Annotated in this window: 16 protein-coding genes, 2 tRNA genes and 1 riboswitch; of the genes, 9 read left to right on the plus strand and 9 right to left on the minus strand. The window is 58.2% G+C overall.

Annotated features, from left to right (window positions below; translation table 11 throughout):
* Positions 1-52: 52 nt before the first annotated feature.
* Positions 53-1,051, minus strand: a complete 999-nt coding sequence (locus ACZ5K9_RS02290) for a threonine ammonia-lyase (protein ID WP_464272804.1) — start codon at positions 1,049-1,051, stop codon at positions 53-55.
* Between the two features lie 167 nt (positions 1,052-1,218).
* On the opposite strand from ACZ5K9_RS02290, the gene ACZ5K9_RS02295 reads away from it, so the two are divergent.
* Positions 1,219-1,295, plus strand: a tRNA-Gly gene (locus ACZ5K9_RS02295).
* Between the two features lie 91 nt (positions 1,296-1,386).
* Here ACZ5K9_RS02295 and ACZ5K9_RS02300 read toward each other — a convergent pair.
* Positions 1,387-2,250 (minus strand): HDOD domain-containing protein, encoded by an 864-nt coding sequence (locus ACZ5K9_RS02300; RefSeq protein WP_464272805.1) that lies wholly within the window; start codon positions 2,248-2,250, stop codon positions 1,387-1,389.
* A 248-nt stretch (positions 2,251-2,498) separates the two neighbouring features.
* On the opposite strand from ACZ5K9_RS02300, the gene ACZ5K9_RS02305 reads away from it, so the two are divergent.
* Both ACZ5K9_RS02305 and ACZ5K9_RS02310 read left to right on the plus strand, forming a co-directional pair.
* Complete coding sequence (locus ACZ5K9_RS02305; RefSeq protein WP_464272806.1) at positions 2,499-3,566, plus strand: lysylphosphatidylglycerol synthase transmembrane domain-containing protein; 1,068 nt, start codon at positions 2,499-2,501, stop codon at positions 3,564-3,566.
* Positions 3,550-4,104 (plus strand): tetratricopeptide repeat protein, encoded by a 555-nt coding sequence (locus ACZ5K9_RS02310; RefSeq protein WP_464272807.1) that lies wholly within the window; start codon positions 3,550-3,552, stop codon positions 4,102-4,104. Before ACZ5K9_RS02305 ends, ACZ5K9_RS02310 begins: the two co-directional genes overlap by 17 nt.
* On the opposite strand, the gene ACZ5K9_RS02315 is transcribed toward ACZ5K9_RS02310, so the two are convergent.
* Positions 4,065-4,559 (minus strand): hypothetical protein, encoded by a 495-nt coding sequence (locus tag ACZ5K9_RS02315; protein WP_464272808.1) that lies wholly within the window; start codon positions 4,557-4,559, stop codon positions 4,065-4,067. The genes ACZ5K9_RS02310 and ACZ5K9_RS02315 overlap by 40 nt on opposite strands.
* 139 nt (positions 4,560-4,698) lie before the next feature.
* Between ACZ5K9_RS02315 and ACZ5K9_RS02320 the strand changes: the two genes are divergently transcribed.
* Complete coding sequence (locus ACZ5K9_RS02320) at positions 4,699-5,484, plus strand: 4Fe-4S binding protein (RefSeq protein WP_464272809.1); 786 nt, start codon at positions 4,699-4,701, stop codon at positions 5,482-5,484.
* Here ACZ5K9_RS02320 and ACZ5K9_RS02325 read toward each other — a convergent pair.
* The gene (locus ACZ5K9_RS02325; RefSeq protein WP_464272810.1) at positions 5,445-6,362 is read right to left on the minus strand and encodes a sirohydrochlorin cobaltochelatase; all 918 of its coding nucleotides are present in this window, start codon (positions 6,360-6,362) and stop codon (positions 5,445-5,447) included. The two genes, ACZ5K9_RS02320 and ACZ5K9_RS02325, sit on opposite strands and share 40 nt — an antisense overlap.
* A gap of 57 nt (positions 6,363-6,419) precedes the next feature.
* Positions 6,420-6,668: a hypothetical protein gene (locus ACZ5K9_RS02330; protein WP_464272811.1), complete on the minus strand. Its 249-nt coding sequence runs from the start codon at positions 6,666-6,668 to the stop codon at positions 6,420-6,422.
* A 207-nt stretch (positions 6,669-6,875) separates the two neighbouring features.
* Positions 6,876-7,060, minus strand: a riboswitch (cobalamin riboswitch).
* A 690-nt stretch (positions 7,061-7,750) separates the two neighbouring features.
* On the opposite strand from ACZ5K9_RS02330, the gene ACZ5K9_RS02335 reads away from it, so the two are divergent.
* From ACZ5K9_RS02335 to ACZ5K9_RS02345, 3 genes are all read left to right on the plus strand, one after another.
* Entirely contained in the window at positions 7,751-8,560 is an 810-nt protein-coding gene (locus ACZ5K9_RS02335) for a DUF4198 domain-containing protein (protein WP_464272812.1), read from the plus strand.
* 148 nt (positions 8,561-8,708) lie between these two features.
* Positions 8,709-8,936 (plus strand): DUF8180 domain-containing protein, encoded by a 228-nt coding sequence (locus tag ACZ5K9_RS02340; RefSeq protein WP_464272813.1) that lies wholly within the window; start codon positions 8,709-8,711, stop codon positions 8,934-8,936.
* Positions 8,937-8,963: 27 nt separating this feature from the next.
* On the plus strand, positions 8,964-11,033 hold the full coding sequence (locus ACZ5K9_RS02345) for a molybdopterin-containing oxidoreductase family protein (RefSeq protein WP_464272814.1): 2,070 nt from the start codon (positions 8,964-8,966) through the stop codon (positions 11,031-11,033).
* A gap of 6 nt (positions 11,034-11,039) precedes the next feature.
* Here the strand turns inward: ACZ5K9_RS02345 and ACZ5K9_RS02350 are convergent, their stop codons facing one another.
* The 3 genes from ACZ5K9_RS02350 to ACZ5K9_RS02360 are packed head-to-tail and all read right to left on the minus strand — an operon-like array spanning position 11,040 to position 14,273.
* Complete coding sequence (locus tag ACZ5K9_RS02350) at positions 11,040-11,570, minus strand: Slp family lipoprotein (RefSeq protein WP_464272815.1); 531 nt, start codon at positions 11,568-11,570, stop codon at positions 11,040-11,042.
* A 4-nt stretch (positions 11,571-11,574) separates the two neighbouring features.
* Positions 11,575-13,800, minus strand: a complete 2,226-nt coding sequence (locus ACZ5K9_RS02355) for a 6-phosphofructokinase (protein ID WP_464272816.1) — start codon at positions 13,798-13,800, stop codon at positions 11,575-11,577.
* A 17-nt stretch (positions 13,801-13,817) separates the two neighbouring features.
* Positions 13,818-14,273, minus strand: a complete 456-nt coding sequence (locus ACZ5K9_RS02360; RefSeq protein ID WP_464272817.1) for a PaaI family thioesterase — start codon at positions 14,271-14,273, stop codon at positions 13,818-13,820.
* A 115-nt stretch (positions 14,274-14,388) separates the two neighbouring features.
* On the opposite strand from ACZ5K9_RS02360, the gene ACZ5K9_RS02365 reads away from it, so the two are divergent.
* Both ACZ5K9_RS02365 and ACZ5K9_RS02370 read left to right on the plus strand, forming a co-directional pair.
* Positions 14,389-14,466, plus strand: a tRNA-Pro gene (locus ACZ5K9_RS02365).
* 560 nt (positions 14,467-15,026) lie between these two features.
* A complete protein-coding gene (locus ACZ5K9_RS02370; RefSeq protein ID WP_464272818.1) occupies positions 15,027-15,260 on the plus strand; it encodes a DsrE family protein in 234 nt (77 codons plus the stop codon).
* A gap of 569 nt (positions 15,261-15,829) precedes the next feature.
* Here ACZ5K9_RS02370 and ACZ5K9_RS02375 read toward each other — a convergent pair.
* Positions 15,830-16,261 (minus strand): hypothetical protein, encoded by a 432-nt coding sequence (locus ACZ5K9_RS02375; protein WP_464272819.1) that lies wholly within the window; start codon positions 16,259-16,261, stop codon positions 15,830-15,832.
* Positions 16,262-16,352: the final 91 nt, after the last annotated feature.

Genomic DNA, 16,352 nt, shown 5'->3' on the forward strand with positions numbered 1-16,352 from the left:
GGGAGTGACGGAGCCGTCCCGTCCACCCCGGGGTTGGAATCATAACCCGAGGCTAGTTCTCGGAGGCCGATTGACCTAGAATTCTGGCCAACTTTCCGTAGGTCATGTTGCCTCCCGTCATGACCACCACCACCTTTTTGCCCGCCAGTCGCTCTCGAATCTTGAAGGCCGCAGCCAAGGCCGCCGCGCCCGCCACTTCAGCCAAATTGTGGGTGTAGCGCAACGCGAGACGGACACCGTTGATCAACTCGTCTTCCGTGAGCAAAACCACGTCACTCACACAATCCTTCAAAATGTAAAAAGGGACCTCGAAAATGGACCGGGCCGCCAAACCGTCGGCCACCGTATCGGCCAAGGGAACGGTGACCTTCTCTTGGCGCCGCCAGGATTCATAGAAAGATGGAACGTTCTGCGCCTGCACCCCGATGAGTTCCACCTTGGGGTTGATGCCTCGAATCACCGTCGCCAACGCGGCGCATCCCGTCCCCCCTCCAATGGGCATGAGAATCGCCTCGACCTCCGGCAACGCCTCGAAGATCTCCAACCCCATGACGGCGCTGCCGGTGATCAAATGAGGTTCGTTGCCCTGCCTCAGGTAATAATAGCCGGCATTCTCCGCCAACTCCTCACAATAGTCTTGAGCGTCGTAGAAATCGGCACCCTTGACGATCAATTGCGCCCCGTAAGCCGCGATCGCCGCGTTCATCTCGGGATCGTTGTTCTCCGGAACCACCACGTTGCAAAAAATTCCCCGCTCTCGAGCCGCCCATGCCACAGCCATGCCGTGGTTTCCTCGGGTCGCCACGACAATTCCTGCGCGTTCAATCTCCGGGGTCACATGCGCCATGAAGTTCACGGCGCCACGCACCTTGAAGGAATTGGTGGGCAGATGGTTTTCATGCTTGACATAGACGTCTGCCCCCAAGTCCTCGCACAACCTTTCGTAGCGGCCCAAAAGGGTTCGGGGAAGGACCTGTTGCAAGACACGTCTGGCCTTGAAAACAGCCAACATGTTCACTTGGTCGATCATATCTCGATAATGCTTTTCCATGGGACTCCTCCAACGGCTACGAGAAGGAAACACGGCACACCCATGAACCGGACCCTCTTGGGCAAACAATGTTTCGTTAAATCAAATCCCACGTCCCGCCCAAAAAAGCAAGGAAAAATATCGTTGAAAATCGGCGGGGGCCTATGTTAGAAAAACGTTGCCCGTGAGCGGGAGTAGCTCAGCTGGCTAGAGCATCAGCCTTCCAAGCTGAGGGTCGCGGGTTCGAAGCCCGTCTCCCGCTCCACACTGTCCACCCAAAGGCCCCGAAGGGGGCCTTTCTGCATTTGAGGGGTCAACCGTACCCCCGCATCGAAAGAGGCCGAATCTGGTGTCTGTCAGGCAAAGGTGAGCAGCATCTCCTGGATTTTTTTCCGCCAGCGGTCGAGAAATATGCCCATTTCTACGGCATCGATCCTGAGGGCCTTCTCCACCGCAGTCAGGTCGAGGAAAGGGCGTCGAATGGGACCGTATTCCAGTTTATGGCACAGGACGTCCGCTATGCGCACGACCACGGGCCAAACAGATCTCCCGGCCGCCTCCTTCGGCCGGTGATGGTAGGCGCAGGCCACAGTGGCTTCCTCGCCACACTGCCACACGTTCAGGCAGACTGCACCCACCTGGCCGTGATCGATCCCCAGGTGCTCTTTTTCCATAGCCACCGAAGACACCCCGGGAGCATCTGCACCCTGGTTGTACTGGTCTTCCAGGATCGTATGCATGGCCTCTCGGAACCGAAGGCACAAGACGGTTTTGCCCACGTCGTGGAGCAGCCCGCACACATAGGCGGTTTCCATGTTCTTGGATCCCATGAGGTGCACGACCTCTGAGGTCAGGATACCGCAGGCCACGGCATGTTCCCAGAGTAGCTTTTCCGCCAGAGACGAAGGGCGGATCATGCTTCGCAGCGCATAGCTCAACACGGCGGTTTCCATCACCTTGCGCCCGAGCAATTGGACGGCCCGAGGAATGCTCAGAGTTGTCGGCGCGCTGAAACCCGGTCGGTACAAGGGGGAGTTGGCCATGCGTAAAACCAGCGCACACAGTCCCGGATCCGCGGAGACCGTCAGGCAGATCTCGTCCAGGTCCGACTCCGGATCGTTCAGTTGCTTCATGAGTTGGGACACCGCGGGGGGAAAAGTGGGGATGTCTCCAATCATCTTGAGCACGTCTTCCGTGGAATATTCGCCGACCTTGAACATGAACCCGCGCCGTTCCTTTCCGCGTGTCCTCAGAGCTTAACGTTTTTTTCGTGTCTACCGTGGACGGCACGCTTTCCGCAGGCGTGGGACGCCGCGTCTTTCGTTTTTCCAAAAGATCCTGAAGATCTTCGGGATAATGTCCGCCGTGGTCTTTACGTCCCGTTGTAAAGATCGGCTTTTCTCCTTGGTCGAGCTTTGGTAAGAGGGGATGTGCTGCGAACTGTCCTTGATCTCTTAAGGAGTCCACGGTGAGTGTGCCAGCTCGCCATCGCATCCGATTCTGGATCGCGGGTTGTTTCGGTCTCGCCTTATTGGCCTTCGTCCTTTTTCGGGCGGATCTTCCCGTTTTGTCCCAGCGCATGGGGGAAATTCATCCCATGTGGGCCTTGACGGCCATAGGGGCCAGCGCTGTGAGCTACGTCTTCATGGGCGCCGTCCTCTTCGAACTTCTCAAGACTTTAGAATACGATCTTCCCGTGGGCACGGTGCTCTCCATTTCCCTCGTCTCCTGTTGCGTGAACTATCTGATGCCCATCGGAGGACTCAGCGGGCTTGCCATCAAGGTGTATCTCCTGAGCCGACAGCGCATTCCTCCCAGCCGGACATTGAGCATTTCTATGGTCCATGGGTTTCTGACCAACACCGTGGCCGTCCTGCTGATCTATCTCGGATTTTTTTACCTGTACGGCCATGCGCAGATCCATGCCAGACAATTGGGAGCCGCGGTGCTCGTTTTGAGCACTGCCCTGGTCTTTACCTGGATGACGCTGCAAATCCTGATCAGCCCCTCCTTTCGGCGCAGGGCTTGGGATGTGGGGGTACGGGGCGCCCATCGAGTGGCAAAACTTTTTAGAAAGCCGTCGTGGATTGTGCCCAAGAAGGCAGAAGCCTTCTATCAGAATTTTGACGAGAGCATGACGCTAATGATCCAGAACAGGTCGCGGCTGAGCCGCCCGATTCTCTACGCCGCCTTGGATTGGATGTTTATGTTCCTGTGTCTGAGATACTCTTTCCAAGCCGTCCACTGCCCCATTTCTTTGCGGGAGCTTGCCGTTGGCTTTTCGGCGGGCATTTTTGCCGGACTGTTTTCCATTACGCCGGTTTCCCTGGGACTGATGGAAGGGTCCATGGCCGGCGCTTTCTATCTCCTTGGCAAGGACTATAACCAAGCCCTGCTGGCGGTCCTTTTGTACCGATTGGCCTACTACTGGTTGCCTTTGGCCGTCAGTTTCACTCTGAGCCGAGTGATGTTTCCGCATCTCCGGCTTGAGGCACCGGCGGGCACACAGGAGTCTTCAGGTGAAACCACCTCATGACCCTAATGACACGGGCCCGGATCGAGATCAGGTGATGCTCTGGATCCATCGGGGCGATCAGGCCTGCGGTCATCGCCATTTCATCAAGGCCATCCGTTATTACCAGCTGGCCCTGGATCTTGCGAGAGCAAGGGAATTCCATGACTTGCACGGCCGCCTGTGCCGGGATCTGGGCTATTTGTACCTGCATCATCATGCGACGGACAAAGCCCGGGAACTCCTCCAAGAAGGTCTCGAGGTCTGCGCCGATGACCTCGCCGTCCGTTTCGGCCTGTTGAGCAATCTGGTTTCTGTCTCGATGCTGGAAAACGATTACCGTCAGGGCCTGCTCAGATTGGAGCAAGCCTTGGAAGCCTTCGAAACGGCCTACCCGGAGATGCGCGGCGCGCCTTTCGATTTGATGGCTTCCTACACGTCGCTCTATAGGTTGCGTCGCAGCCTTCGCCGGATTGTGCTCTTGCTGGACGAAGGGATCAATCCGGATCGAATCCGCGTGATTTATCGCTTGGCGCCGCCGCCGTGGGATCCGAAAGGATGACCCTGCCACGCGTCTTTAAGCATTCGGAGAGGGTAAGCCAACACAGGCTGCCATCGTTTTCGGATCTGGAGCAAGCCGCCACGGTCATATAATTCTTGCAGACCGATCTCAGGCTGTTTTTGCCATTGGAGGAGAGGCGGGCCGAGAGATTCCACGGCGAGTGGGAACACCACTCCCGCCTCTTGGGGCACCAGCCGGCCCAATCCTTTGAAACGGTAAAGCTCTTCCACAGACCGTGCCCCGTCGAGAGGGCGGTAACACAAGCGGAATGAGCTCCACGGCAGCACGGGCCGCTCCAAAATGAGGCGCCCTTCCGGCCAGGTCCGGAATTGGACGAATGGAACGGGAATGAGCAAAAGAACCGCCAAGACGGTGGTGACCAGGATGTCCCATCGGCGCGCTCTGCGCTCTGCACTGGGGAACTCCGGTCCGGATTCTCTTGGGGCGCTCGTCATGGAATACCCCGCGTCGCGTGAAGAAAAAACCCTTGGATTTCCAGTCTCACCACGCGGCGCATTCTAAAGGCTTGACCCGTCGGCCGCAATCAGAGAAAAGATCCGTCTTCGAGTTCACATCCTCCTGCGAGGTCATTCCATGATTCACACGCTGCAGCACATCATCGAAAGCCAGATCCGACATCGGGTGGACCATCACGGCGGTCTTGCGTATTGGCGCCTTCCGGCCTGTGTGGGGATAGCGCACGTCCATGATCCCCTCTTTGGGAAATTACGGGAAGTGGTCGCACCGGATCACGCCCTGCCTCACGATCTGCTGCCTTCCGCCGCCTCGGTCATCGTGTTTTTTCTCCCTTTCCGCGAAGACCTCGCAAGGGAAAACCGGCGCGAATTTCCGTATGCCTCTCGATCTTGGGCCGAAGCCTACGTCGCCACAAACACTCTTATTTCGGAAATCTGCTCGGCCGTTCAAAAGCATCTGGCCGAGCAAGGCCATGAATGCGCCGTCACACCGGCGACGCACAATTTCGACGAGAAACGCCTCGTGAGCCGGTGGTCTCACAAGCATCTCGGCTATATCGCCGGCCTCGGCACATTCGGCCTCCATCATCAGCTCATCACGGCGCAGGGTTCTTGCGGGCGTCTCGGAAGCCTGGTCACCTCAAAACCCATGGAACCGACGCCTCGCCCTGGAGAGGAACACTGTCTGGCCAAACGCGGCCATGCCTGCATGGCGTGTATCCACCGGTGCACCTATGGCGCCCTCACAATGGAGGGTTTCGATCGCCATCAGTGCTACGCTCAACTGTTGGCCACCGACCGCCACTTCACCGATCTGCCTCTTGTGGATGTGTGCGGCAAATGCGTGGCCGATGTCCCTTGCAGTTACGGGATTCCTAGGGCCTCTACTGCCGAGCGCAAGTGACGGATCCAGATGTCCACCACGGCCGGGATCTCCCCCATGCCGCGAAACACGGGGACCGCCGTCATCCCCTTGGCCTTGAGTTGTGACTTCCAACTGTCCGGATCTTCGCCCGCCATATCGTTTCGAGCATGATCCCCGGCAACCACCATGAAGGGCATCAAGTAGGCTTTCTTGACCCGTTTACTCTCAAGCACGGCGAGCACGTCCTCAAACCGGGGGAATCCATCCACAGTGGCCAGGAACATCTGTCTGTCATGCTTCTGGAAGTAGGCATCCATGGCGGTGTAGATGGCATCGGCCGGGTGATGCTCACTCCCGTGCCCCATAAAAATCACCGCGTCTTCGGGCCGACGCTCTCGGGGAACACTTTCCGCCATGGCCTGGACCACTTCCGTCATATCTTCAGCGGAAGAGAGCAACGGGCGAGCGAATGTCACTTTTTGGAAGCCTCCCACCATCTGCGCGAAAAGGCGACCGTTCGTGTATAAATCATGGAATTCGGCCCCGGGAATGACGTGCAAGGACAGGACCGCCACATGGGTGTAATTGTCTTCCATGAGCTTGGCCAAGGCGGTTTCCGGGGAGTCGATGGTTTTCCCTTGAGCGCGGAGTTTTGTGCGGATGATGGAAGACGTGTACGCCCAGCGCCTTTCCATGTGAGGAAAAGCCTCTCCAATGCGTTGATCGACAATGTCGTAGGCCTTTTGGGCTTCGGGCACACTAGTTCCGAACGCTACCACAAGAATGGCCGGTTTGGGCCCACGCGTCGGTGCATGCTTTGCCATCGCCTGTTTTCCCCCCAAGGTTCCGAAAAAGAGAATGACGACCCCCAAGAGACCGAGAAGAACGTATCGCTTATTCTCGAAACGCCGCACCATAAACGATTCCTCCCTGTGATTGGAAGACAAAGCCGAGCTCGCAGAACATCTCCCGTTTCAGCCACAAATGCGTAGGGGGGGTCCGAGAAGGGTCATGCCTTGCTCGCTGTCCACCCGCGCTCGCACACAAAGGATTTCCTGCATGCCCCGGGTGAGCATCCTCCACCAGTTTTCGGCGACCTCGAATTCGCTTCGGGCGACACCCACAGCATGAGCGCCGAAGCGATCCATGCAGGCATAAGCGCCCCAACTGTCTTCCTGCAATTCTCCACCGCCGGTCACATAGACAATCAGACCTCTTTTCATGATGATCCTCCGGTTTAGGGGCACCCGGGAACACGGCTCGGTGCTCCCGGGCGGTTAAAGGGTGAAAGGAACGATGAGGAGGGTGGTGCCGGGAAAAGAGTGGGCCGCCCTTTTCCCAAAAAAAAATCCTTGGAGCCGCCGGCTCCAAGGATTGCACCCAGTTTCACTTCGTCCTCGCGGTGGAAACGTCTCGGCATTCACCGTGCCGCGTTTCCCAACGGTCAGGCAGGTCTTCTGGCTTACGGATCCTCCGGTGGCCTGTACCTTCCCAGCGACTTTGGGTCACCAGTGGCTTCTTCTCAGGCACCGTCCCCGTTCACAGCGGCGGGACCGCTCCCGATTTACACGGGATTCCCTTTTAAGCAGCAAGCACCTGACCGCTCAAAGTAAAATTTCACTCTTCCGCTAGCGCGGAAGACCAGATCTTGTCAAGAGAAAACTTTTTCTCCCTCTTAAGCCTTTCGTCTGAGAGATGGTGTCGTGCAGGGCGCCGCGCCCTATGGACAGGGATCTTTCCCCGAAAGCTTCGGGGGCCGCCGCACACGCCGCATTCTCTTTTTCTAGGCACCGACGTTCCCCAAAACGGTCCCGTACCCTCCGCACGGCAGCGGCCATCCCGCTCATGGCTCCTCAACGGCTTTGCCCACGACCATCTCCACCCCATCCGCTCGATCCTCAACTTCCATCACAATACCGCCGTGGTGGGCGATGACGCGTTCCATTTTCGGTTTTTGTTCGGTGGTGAGACGAATTCGAAACCGTTGTCCTGGACGTAAAAAGCGCAGACGTAAACTTACGTCGAGAAATCCTGCTCAACAATCGTCCCGGTAATCGGCTACGGAGCCGTCATCCCAGGGAGGTTCTTTCCTGGAGCGGTTCTGGTTCATGAAATTCCCATCTCGCCTTGACACAGCTCGTGTTTTCCTTCACATTAGCCGGGCAAGGGAAAGTCGAAGCTTTCCGATCGAAGGCCCAAATCCGAAGGGCTCACGGCCCCTCAGCCCAATCCTCGGTCACGAAGACCTCATGAAAAATCCCCTGAACGTTATCGTACGAGAATTGACAGATTAGAGGAGGTTGCCATGAGACACCAGGTTTTCATTCAGGTCTTCGTCACCAGCATCCTTTGCGCGCTCCTTTGCGCCCACCCCGCCGTGGCCCATTTCGGCCTCATCCTCCCCTCCGACGACATCGTCACGTCGGAAGATCCGAAGACCCTGACCGTTCAGGCTAAATTCCTGCACCCCATGGAAGGCCAATACATGGAGATGGAAAAGCCCAAACGGTTCGGTTTTGTTCACAAGGGCCGGAAAACGGACCTTACGCCATCCCTGCAGCCCCGTAAAGGACGATCTGCCGATCAGGATCGCGAGTTGACCTACTGGGAAGCCAGTTACAAGATCCAAAAACCCGGCGACTACGTCTTCTTCCTCGAGCCGGCCCCGTATTGGGAGCCGGCGGAAGACAAGTTTATTGTGCATTACACGAAAGTCTGCGTCCAGGCATTGGGGTTGGAAGAAGGCTGGGACACGCCTGTCGGGCTGGAAACGGAAATCGTGCCGCTGACGAGGCCGTACGGATTGTGGACGGGGAATGTTTTTACCGGGCGCGTGCTTCTTAAGGGGAAACCCGTCCCGTATGCCGAAGTGGAAGTAGAATACCTCAATGAATCGCCCGATAATCCATCCAAGGTGGCCGCCCCTTCCGATCCGTACGTGACTCAGGTGGTCAAAGCCGATGGAAACGGCGTCTTCACCTATGCCATGCCTCGGGCCGGCTGGTGGGGCTTTGCGGCCCTCAGTGAAGCCTCTTGGAAGCTGAAGAAAAATGGAACGCCGAAGCCTGTGGAAATCGGTGGCGTTATCTGGGTGCACACCACCGACATGAAGTGATCCCCACACATGGGAGAATAACATGGGCCGACACCACCACGATCCCCCGAACCATCACGCCCGTCATGATGACCATCCGCATCACGGCCACGGCCATCATCACGGTCATGATCATGGACCACACTCGCCTCCTCGAGGGGAAGCTCCTATGGAGGAGCCTCCCGCTCCGGTCCTCTCCACGAAGGACAAGCTGGCTAAGATCCTTGACCACTGGATCCATCACAATAAGGACCACGAGGTGTCGTATCGCCAGTGGGCGCAGAGGGCCCGATCTGAAGGCTTCCTGGAAGTGGCCGAAGCGTTGGAAACCGTCGCACAACGATCCGCGGAATTGAATGACCTGCTGGAGCACGCAAGGCAACACCTTCCCTCGTGACCCCGGACACTACCGAGGAGGATTCCCATGGCGCAGGAATGGTTCCGGACGCATTGTGCTCGTTTCGATCATGGTGGCTGTGGCTTGCGAGTTCGCGTTACAAACGGCCGCGTCGATGAGGTGACCCCCGATCCCGAGGATCCTTTCAGCCACGGGTGGCACTGCCGAAAAGGATTGGCGGCCAAGGATCGACTGGAAAGCCCGCTGAGAATCACCCGACCGCTGCGGCGCAACGGCCCCCGAGGCTCCGGCCGGTGGGAGCCCGTGAGTTGGGACGAAGCACTGGATTTGCTGGCTCAGAGTTTCACTCATGCCTTGCGCCTGTCCGGTCCGGAAAGCCTCGCCTTCGCTCAAGGAGCCCCTAAGGGCCCGGAGTTTTTTCTGCTCCTACGTCTGGCCAACTTACTCCGGTGTCCCAACGTGGCCGGCAGTCAGCATGTGTGCCACATGCCCCGGGAACAGATGGCTTTGGTCACCTGTGGTTTTTTCCCGGTGGCCGATTTTCATGGCCCGTCCCGGTGTGTCCTCCTTTGGGGAAGCAATCCTCTCGCCACCAACGAGGAAGGGGTCTTAGGGGGGCACCTGCATGAATGCTTGAAACAGGGAGCGAAGCTCGTCGTTGTGGACCCTTTGCGCACGTCCCTTGCCGAAAAGGCGGACATCTGGCTGCAAATCCGCCCCGGCACCGACGATCTTCTCGCCATGGGCTTTATGCACGTCATTTTGGAAGAAGGGCTCTACGATCGCGAATTTGTGGAACAGTGGACGGTCGGCTTTGATGACCTTCGGCAAGCCGCACGGGCCTACCCGCCGCACCGTGTGGCGCAAGGATGCTGGGTGGACGAGGAGAAAATCACGGCGGCGGCTCGGCTCTACGCCCAGAGCCGCCCCGCGTGCCTCCAGTGGGGTAACGCCCTGGAACATACGCCCAACAGTGCGGATACCTGCCGAGCCTTGGTGCACCTCATGGCCGTGACCGGAAACCTTGAAGTCCCGGGGGGCAACGTCCGAGCCGACATGCCTCGGCTCATGGCCCTCAAGGACATGATCGCACTGGACGACTTTCCCGACCGGCCGAAGAAACTTCTCAATCATCATCACAAAATCATTCCACGATTGATTTCCGTTCCCAGCTGGATGGTGGTGCGCTCAATCCTGCAGCAATCCCCCTACCCGATCCGCTGTCTGTATGTGCAGGGAACAAACCCGATGCTGAGCTATTCTGAGGCGCCGAGTGTTAGAAAAGCCCTAGAATCTTTGGATTTCTTGGCTGTGGCCGAACAGGTCATGACCCCGACGGCCGCTTTGGCCGACCTGGTGCTCCCCGTGGCGCTCCCCATGGAATACGACGACATCGGCCATTACGGGTTGCCGCACGGATTCGTCACGGCACGTCCCAAGGTCGTGGATCCTCCCGAAGAATGCCGGTCGGACCTATGGATTCTCAACGAATGGGGAAAACGCATGGGATTGGGCGAGCGATTCTGGCAAGACCCGGGAGAAATCCTCGAGGCCATCTTGGCGCCTTCGGGACTGTCCTACCAAGAGTTCTGCCGAAAAGGCGTGCTCTTCGGGCCAAAACGCTTCCGGACCTACCTCGACAACGGGTTCAAGACACCTTCCGGCAAGGTGGAGCTGCGCTCCTCTCTTTTGGAAAAATGGGGCTTTCGTCCGATACCCTTGGCCGAAGATCCGGCTCCTTTGCCGGATGACTTCCCACTGCTGTTGACCAGTCGCAAACCCAAGCATTTCTTTCATTCGGCGTATCGGCACGTCCAAAAGCTTCGGAAAAAGCATCCCGAACCCGTCGTCTGGATTGCCCGCGATTCGGCACTACGGCTTGGCATCGCCGAGGGCCAGGAGGTTTTCATTGAAACCGCTCACGGTCGCATCCGCCAACGAGCCCATGTGACGGACGCTTTGGTCCATCCAGTCATTTTGGCAGATTACGGGTGGTGGTTTCCTGAAAGAACCGATGATCCCCTGCGCAGTTGGGACACCTCTAACCTGAATGTCATCACGGCGGTGGATCGCACGGATCCAATTATGGCCACACCGCGGCTGCGGGCCATCCCCTGCCGGGTTATCCCCGTCTAGCGGCGGTCACCAGCACCAGCCGTGGCCAAAGTAAAACCGCCACCAAATGGGAGGATACCGGTCACAGCCCGAGTAAGGCTCCCGAATGACCACGGGCTCTTCCGGCCACAGGTGCATCTCTTTGACCTCGATCACGGGATAAACATACGGCACGGCCCCGACCGGACGCTCTTCCGTTCCTATGAGGGTTCCCGCCACGGTGACCAAACGGTTCGGGGCGTAGAGCGCCGTGTCCACAAATCGGGGTTCCTTGGCCAGAAAACGGCCGCCCGACCGGGTCGAGTCCGAGGGTTTACCTTGCCTGTCCGCCGGCAATTCCAAAATCTCAAACCACGTGCCGTCTTTCCTGTTTTCTCCTGAAAGGATCTTTCCGCTCCAGATGGCGATTTTCCCGTTGTAAAAGCTGGGATTTCGCCGGACCTCTTCCAAGGTGAGACCGGGGGTCGCCTGCTCGCGCACCGCAGGGGATATGACATGAGCACACCCGCTCAGGAGCAGGAATCCTCCCAAAATCCATACAATATGTCCCCTACACATGGTTTCACTCCGTGCCACCGATTCCGCAGGCCGGCCCATGCTTGGCCAAAGCCTCCGCCGTTGCGGTCAATTCCAAAAACCATTGATGTTTCGGACGGCCTTCCTTCTCATCCATCTCCTCGAGGATCAGCCGGAGAGGAGACACTTCGAGACCGCCCCCGCGCTGCCCCAAAACCACCACTTCCCACCGGCCCTGGCGCAGCATGGCGCTCATTTCCCGAGCCGCCGCCGATCCCATGCGGCTGGCCAGTATGCGATCAAAGGCCGACGGCACACCCCCGCGTTGCAAATGCCCAAGGATGGCCGTGCGGACTTGATAAAGACCGTGGCTCTCCTCCTCCAGGAGGCGGCTGATGAAATCCGTCGTGTAATGTCGGGAGGCGCTCTCGTTACGCAAATAGATGACCATCCGTTTCCCGCACTGAAAGCTTTCCCGAAGTGCCTTGACGTCCTCGTTCAGTTCCGCCAGCGTAATCCCCTTTTCCGGCAAATAGGCCTTTTCGGCACCGGAAGCCAAAGCGGCCATTAAAGCCAAGTATCCGGATTGGCGTCCCATGACCTCCACAACAAAAGTCCGCCTCGTGGCGCCCGCCGTGTGGCGAATCTTGTCAATGGCCTGGACGATATTATTCAAGGCGGTGTCGCCGCCGATGGTGAATTCCGTGCCCGGAAGATTGTTGTCGATGGTCGCCGGAACCAGAACGATGGGAATAGCCAATGCCTTGAGGTCCGCCATCCGCTCAGCCCAACGCGCCACATTCAGGTAAGTTCCCAAGCCCCCGATGGCAATAAGGCCGCGGATGTTATGCTTTTCGATGGTTTCGGCCACCCGCTCGAGGTCTTCGTCGCTCACCGTGTGGCGCATGGTGCCCAATTCGGAACTAGGGCGATTGACCCACGAGGTCAGTTCGTTCCACTCAAGGGCCATGAACTCCCCGCGGATGAGGCCCCAAAAGGCATCCCGGACGCCCAAAACGGGAAATCCTTCGTTCATGAGGCACCGCGCAGCGATGCTCACCGCCGTGTTCATGCCCGGTGCGTCCGCACCACCGGTGAGTAGAGCCACGGCACCATCGCCGTGCGTGGCCGCTGCAGGTTCAATTCGGGTCAGCGTCTTGATCAGCTCCAGCGTGCGCACGAAACCTTCCCCGCGCAGTTTTTGAGCCTCCTGGTAGTGCCCCTGGTCGATCTGCTTCCCTACCGCCTGGCTTTTTTCCACCACTTCCCTTAAGGGCGTCATGACCACGCGGTTTTTTTGCAACCCGATCATGTGCCTGAGCGTCTGATCACCTGCGCGGACCAAAGCGTCCACAGCAGCCACCCCCAGTCGGGTTGCCAGAATCCGATCGAAGGCCGACGGAGCCCCGCCTCGCTGGACATGGCCGAGCACGGTGACGCGCACATCAATCCCGAGCCGCTCCGCAAGGATTTTCTTCAATTCCTCGGTTCGGATCGGCAGCCCGTCGGGATGACGGGCACCTTCCGCCACGACGACCATCTGGTGAGGCCGACCGATGACCCGAGCCCTTTCGATGGCTCGTGTCATCTTTTGATGCCAACGCAGGTCCAATTCTTCTTCCGGGACCAAAACCCAAGACGCCCCCCCGCCCAGTGCGCCCATGAGGGCCAGGTAGCCGCAGTGGCGTCCCATGGTCTCCACGACGAAGGTGCGCTGATGGGATGCCGCGGTGGAGGTCAGATCGTCAATGGCCTGGACGATATGATTTAAGGCCGTGTCCACGCCGATGGACATGTCCGTGCCGTAAAGATCATTGTCGATGGATCCGGGAAGGCCGACGACGTGCAAGGCCTGAGGAACATTGTCCACGCCCTCCAGTGCACCTTCTTTTTGGAGCGCCTCTAGATGAGACGTCCATTCTTCAGCCAACACATAGGCGCCCATGAGCGATCCATCGCCTCCGATCACCACAAGGGCATCGACTCCGAGACCGACCAAGTTGCGCACAGCCGACAATCGCCCCTCACGCGTCCGGAACCGCTCCGATCGCGCCGTGCCGAGAAATGTCCCTCCCCGGGGAAGAATTCCGCCGACGTCATTCCATCCCAAAGGACGGATGAAGCCGCTGCCGGAAACCAAACCTTCGTAACCGTTATACACACCGTAAACGTCGAATCCACAATCCAAGGCGCGTCGGACCACTGCCCGCACCCCGGCATTCATTCCCGGTGCATCCCCGCCACTTGTCATCACCGCAAGACATCTGCCCATGAGTCTGTCCCCTCCCTCTAAAATGTCCTCTGCAATGGCGGAACCGCGCCCCGCCCGGGCATGGCATAACTGGCAAGCGCCGCGGCGGCAAGGCTTCCTTCCCCGTCACGGATCTGCACAAAGGCCGTGCCAACTCGGGAGCCGCATTTGAGCACCTGGGCCTCGGCGGTCAGGTCCGAACGGCCGGCCCCAAGGAAGTTCACGCTCATTTCGATGGTCGGGGTGAAGGCTTTTTCATCCAAGAGCGAAAGCAACGCCATCGCTCCAGCAAAGTCGGCAAGGGCGCTCACAATACCCCCTTGGACCATGCCGCGCGAGTTGCACATGTGCGCTTGGTAAGGAAGCAGCACCCGAGCCTTGCCGTGCCGAGCTTCCAAAACTTGCAGACCGAGCCACTGCACCGCGGGAACCCGTGTGATGCGTTTCGCCACCGCCTCACAGACATATTCCGTCACGCCGTCCGTTTCTTTCATTCGCCTTATCCCCCATTGAACGACCTTTTCTGAACAATTCTGCATCCCAATCGGCTTGCATTTCCGATGGTGCTGTGGTAGGCACCGAGCCAATCCCGTCCCAGCCGGGACGTGTCGGGGCGTAGCGCAGACTGGTCAGCGCACCTGCCTTGGGAGCAGGGGGTCGGCGGTTCAAATCCGCCCGTCCCGACCACGAATCCACAATTTCCAAGCGTTCCCCTGGAAGTCCCAGACAGCAGACACCCCCAGTGGGGTCATTGTGCCACGCGCCAACCCGGGGAGCAACCCAAGGGGGCGATCTGAAAGTGGGTGTCCCCTCATATCCCAGCCCCCTGGACGATGCTTTAGAGCACACGGTTATCTGGCCAAAGCAGGGCCGGCGTGAAGATTCCTTTCAAGGTTTTTTTCTCAAGGAAGTGCAGTAAATTCCATGAAGTCCCCGCCGGCACCAAAGTCCGGACGTCAGGCCCACCGGCTTGTCCGACGCAGCGGATACACATCGGCGAAACGCCGCACCGTCGGATGAAAAGGCGATCGGCATGTGGCGCTCATTCATCCGCTTCGTCCGGTTTTCCTAAATCTTGACCACAGTGAACGCCGCCCGCCGTGAAGAGGGGGAATCATCGGCCCAATCAATGCGTGATGGCTCTCCGCATCGGTTTTTTCTCTTGAGGAGGAAGGACACCTGCCCTATGGTGAATTGAAATCACATTCCATATTTGAAGCCCAGAGACCTTAACAAGGAGGTGACCGATGGCCAATTTTCTCTTTGTTCTCAGCCGCAACGATCATGAAGCGGCAAGCCGTTGTTTCCAGTTCGCCAAGATCGCCCATTCCCAGGGCCACAAGGTGGATGTTTTTCTCATCGACTCGGGCGTCACTTGGGCGGACACAACCCGCGACTACACCCTCAAGACCCCTACAGGAGACTGCATCAACGATTATCTCCCTTATCTGGTCCAGAACGAAATCCCCATTTACGTCTGAATCCCGTGCGCCAAAGCTCGTCAGGTGGACGAGTCGAAGTTTTACCCCAACATGGCATTGGAGAGTGGATCTTTGCTCATCAGTTTGGCGGCGGAGGCTAAAGTTTTTAATTTCTGAAATGTAAGGGAGTGGCGGGACATTCTCCAACAAGTGCGATCCCCGGCTCCAGGATGTCAGCCTAAGTTCCATCCATCTCTTTTAATGGGTGTCTGTCCTCGTGCCGGGGACTGGGGGACCGGCTTCTCCGGTCCGTGCAGTCGGGCCGGAGCGTCCCCGTTAAGGGATTGAAGGTCGGGAACGACCGAGATGACGGACATCGAAAACTCGTGGAAAAAGGTGCCCACTCTTCCGAGGAGAAAAGCATCGATGAGGCCCGTCCGGTGAAGGGGGCGATGAAAAATCGCTCTCTCAATACACTATTGGGAGCACATTGGCTCCGAGGCATGGCGTACCTTTGGTGCCCTCCGCGAGGGTCAGGTCCGCCCCTCCGACGGCCCACGTGCGCTGAGTCCTGCTCCATGTGGGAGCACGATGACGTCTTTGAGCCGACGATCCGGGAAAAACCTCTTTTATCTCTTGCCGCCTCCGACGGGTTGAACGTCAATGACCGTAATTGTGGTCTCACCCGTGAACGTCGCGCCGTCTTTGGTTTGGCCGATGAGGGTCAGCATGTTTTCACCGGGGACTTGGAGATCCCCGGTATCGGCCAGGGCTTTCACTTCCCCCATTTCGAACTTGGCCACGAAGTTCCCCTGATTGTCCGCCTTCCACCAACTAATGGGAATACCGTTCAGGGTCACCGACCCTCCAATGACGCTGCTGTAGGCAATGCTCGTGTGCACCGTCACGACCTCGCCCATACTCTGGATGTTGAGGGTGCTGGGCGACGCCTGAATGGAAATGTCGAAAGCGCCGGACATTGTCGGTTGAGAGAAGATGCAGCCGAGCAAAACAATGCCGCACAGGATCGGCTTCCACAAATCTTGGGTGCGTTTGTGCATGTTGTTCTCCTTTTGTTTTGTCCACAAGTGTGTAAGGGAGAGGCGATCCTGAAGGCCGTCTCTCATCGGCTGCGGGTCCCAACAGATGTCC

It is taken from the genome of Desulfosoma profundi, assembly GCF_055387865.1.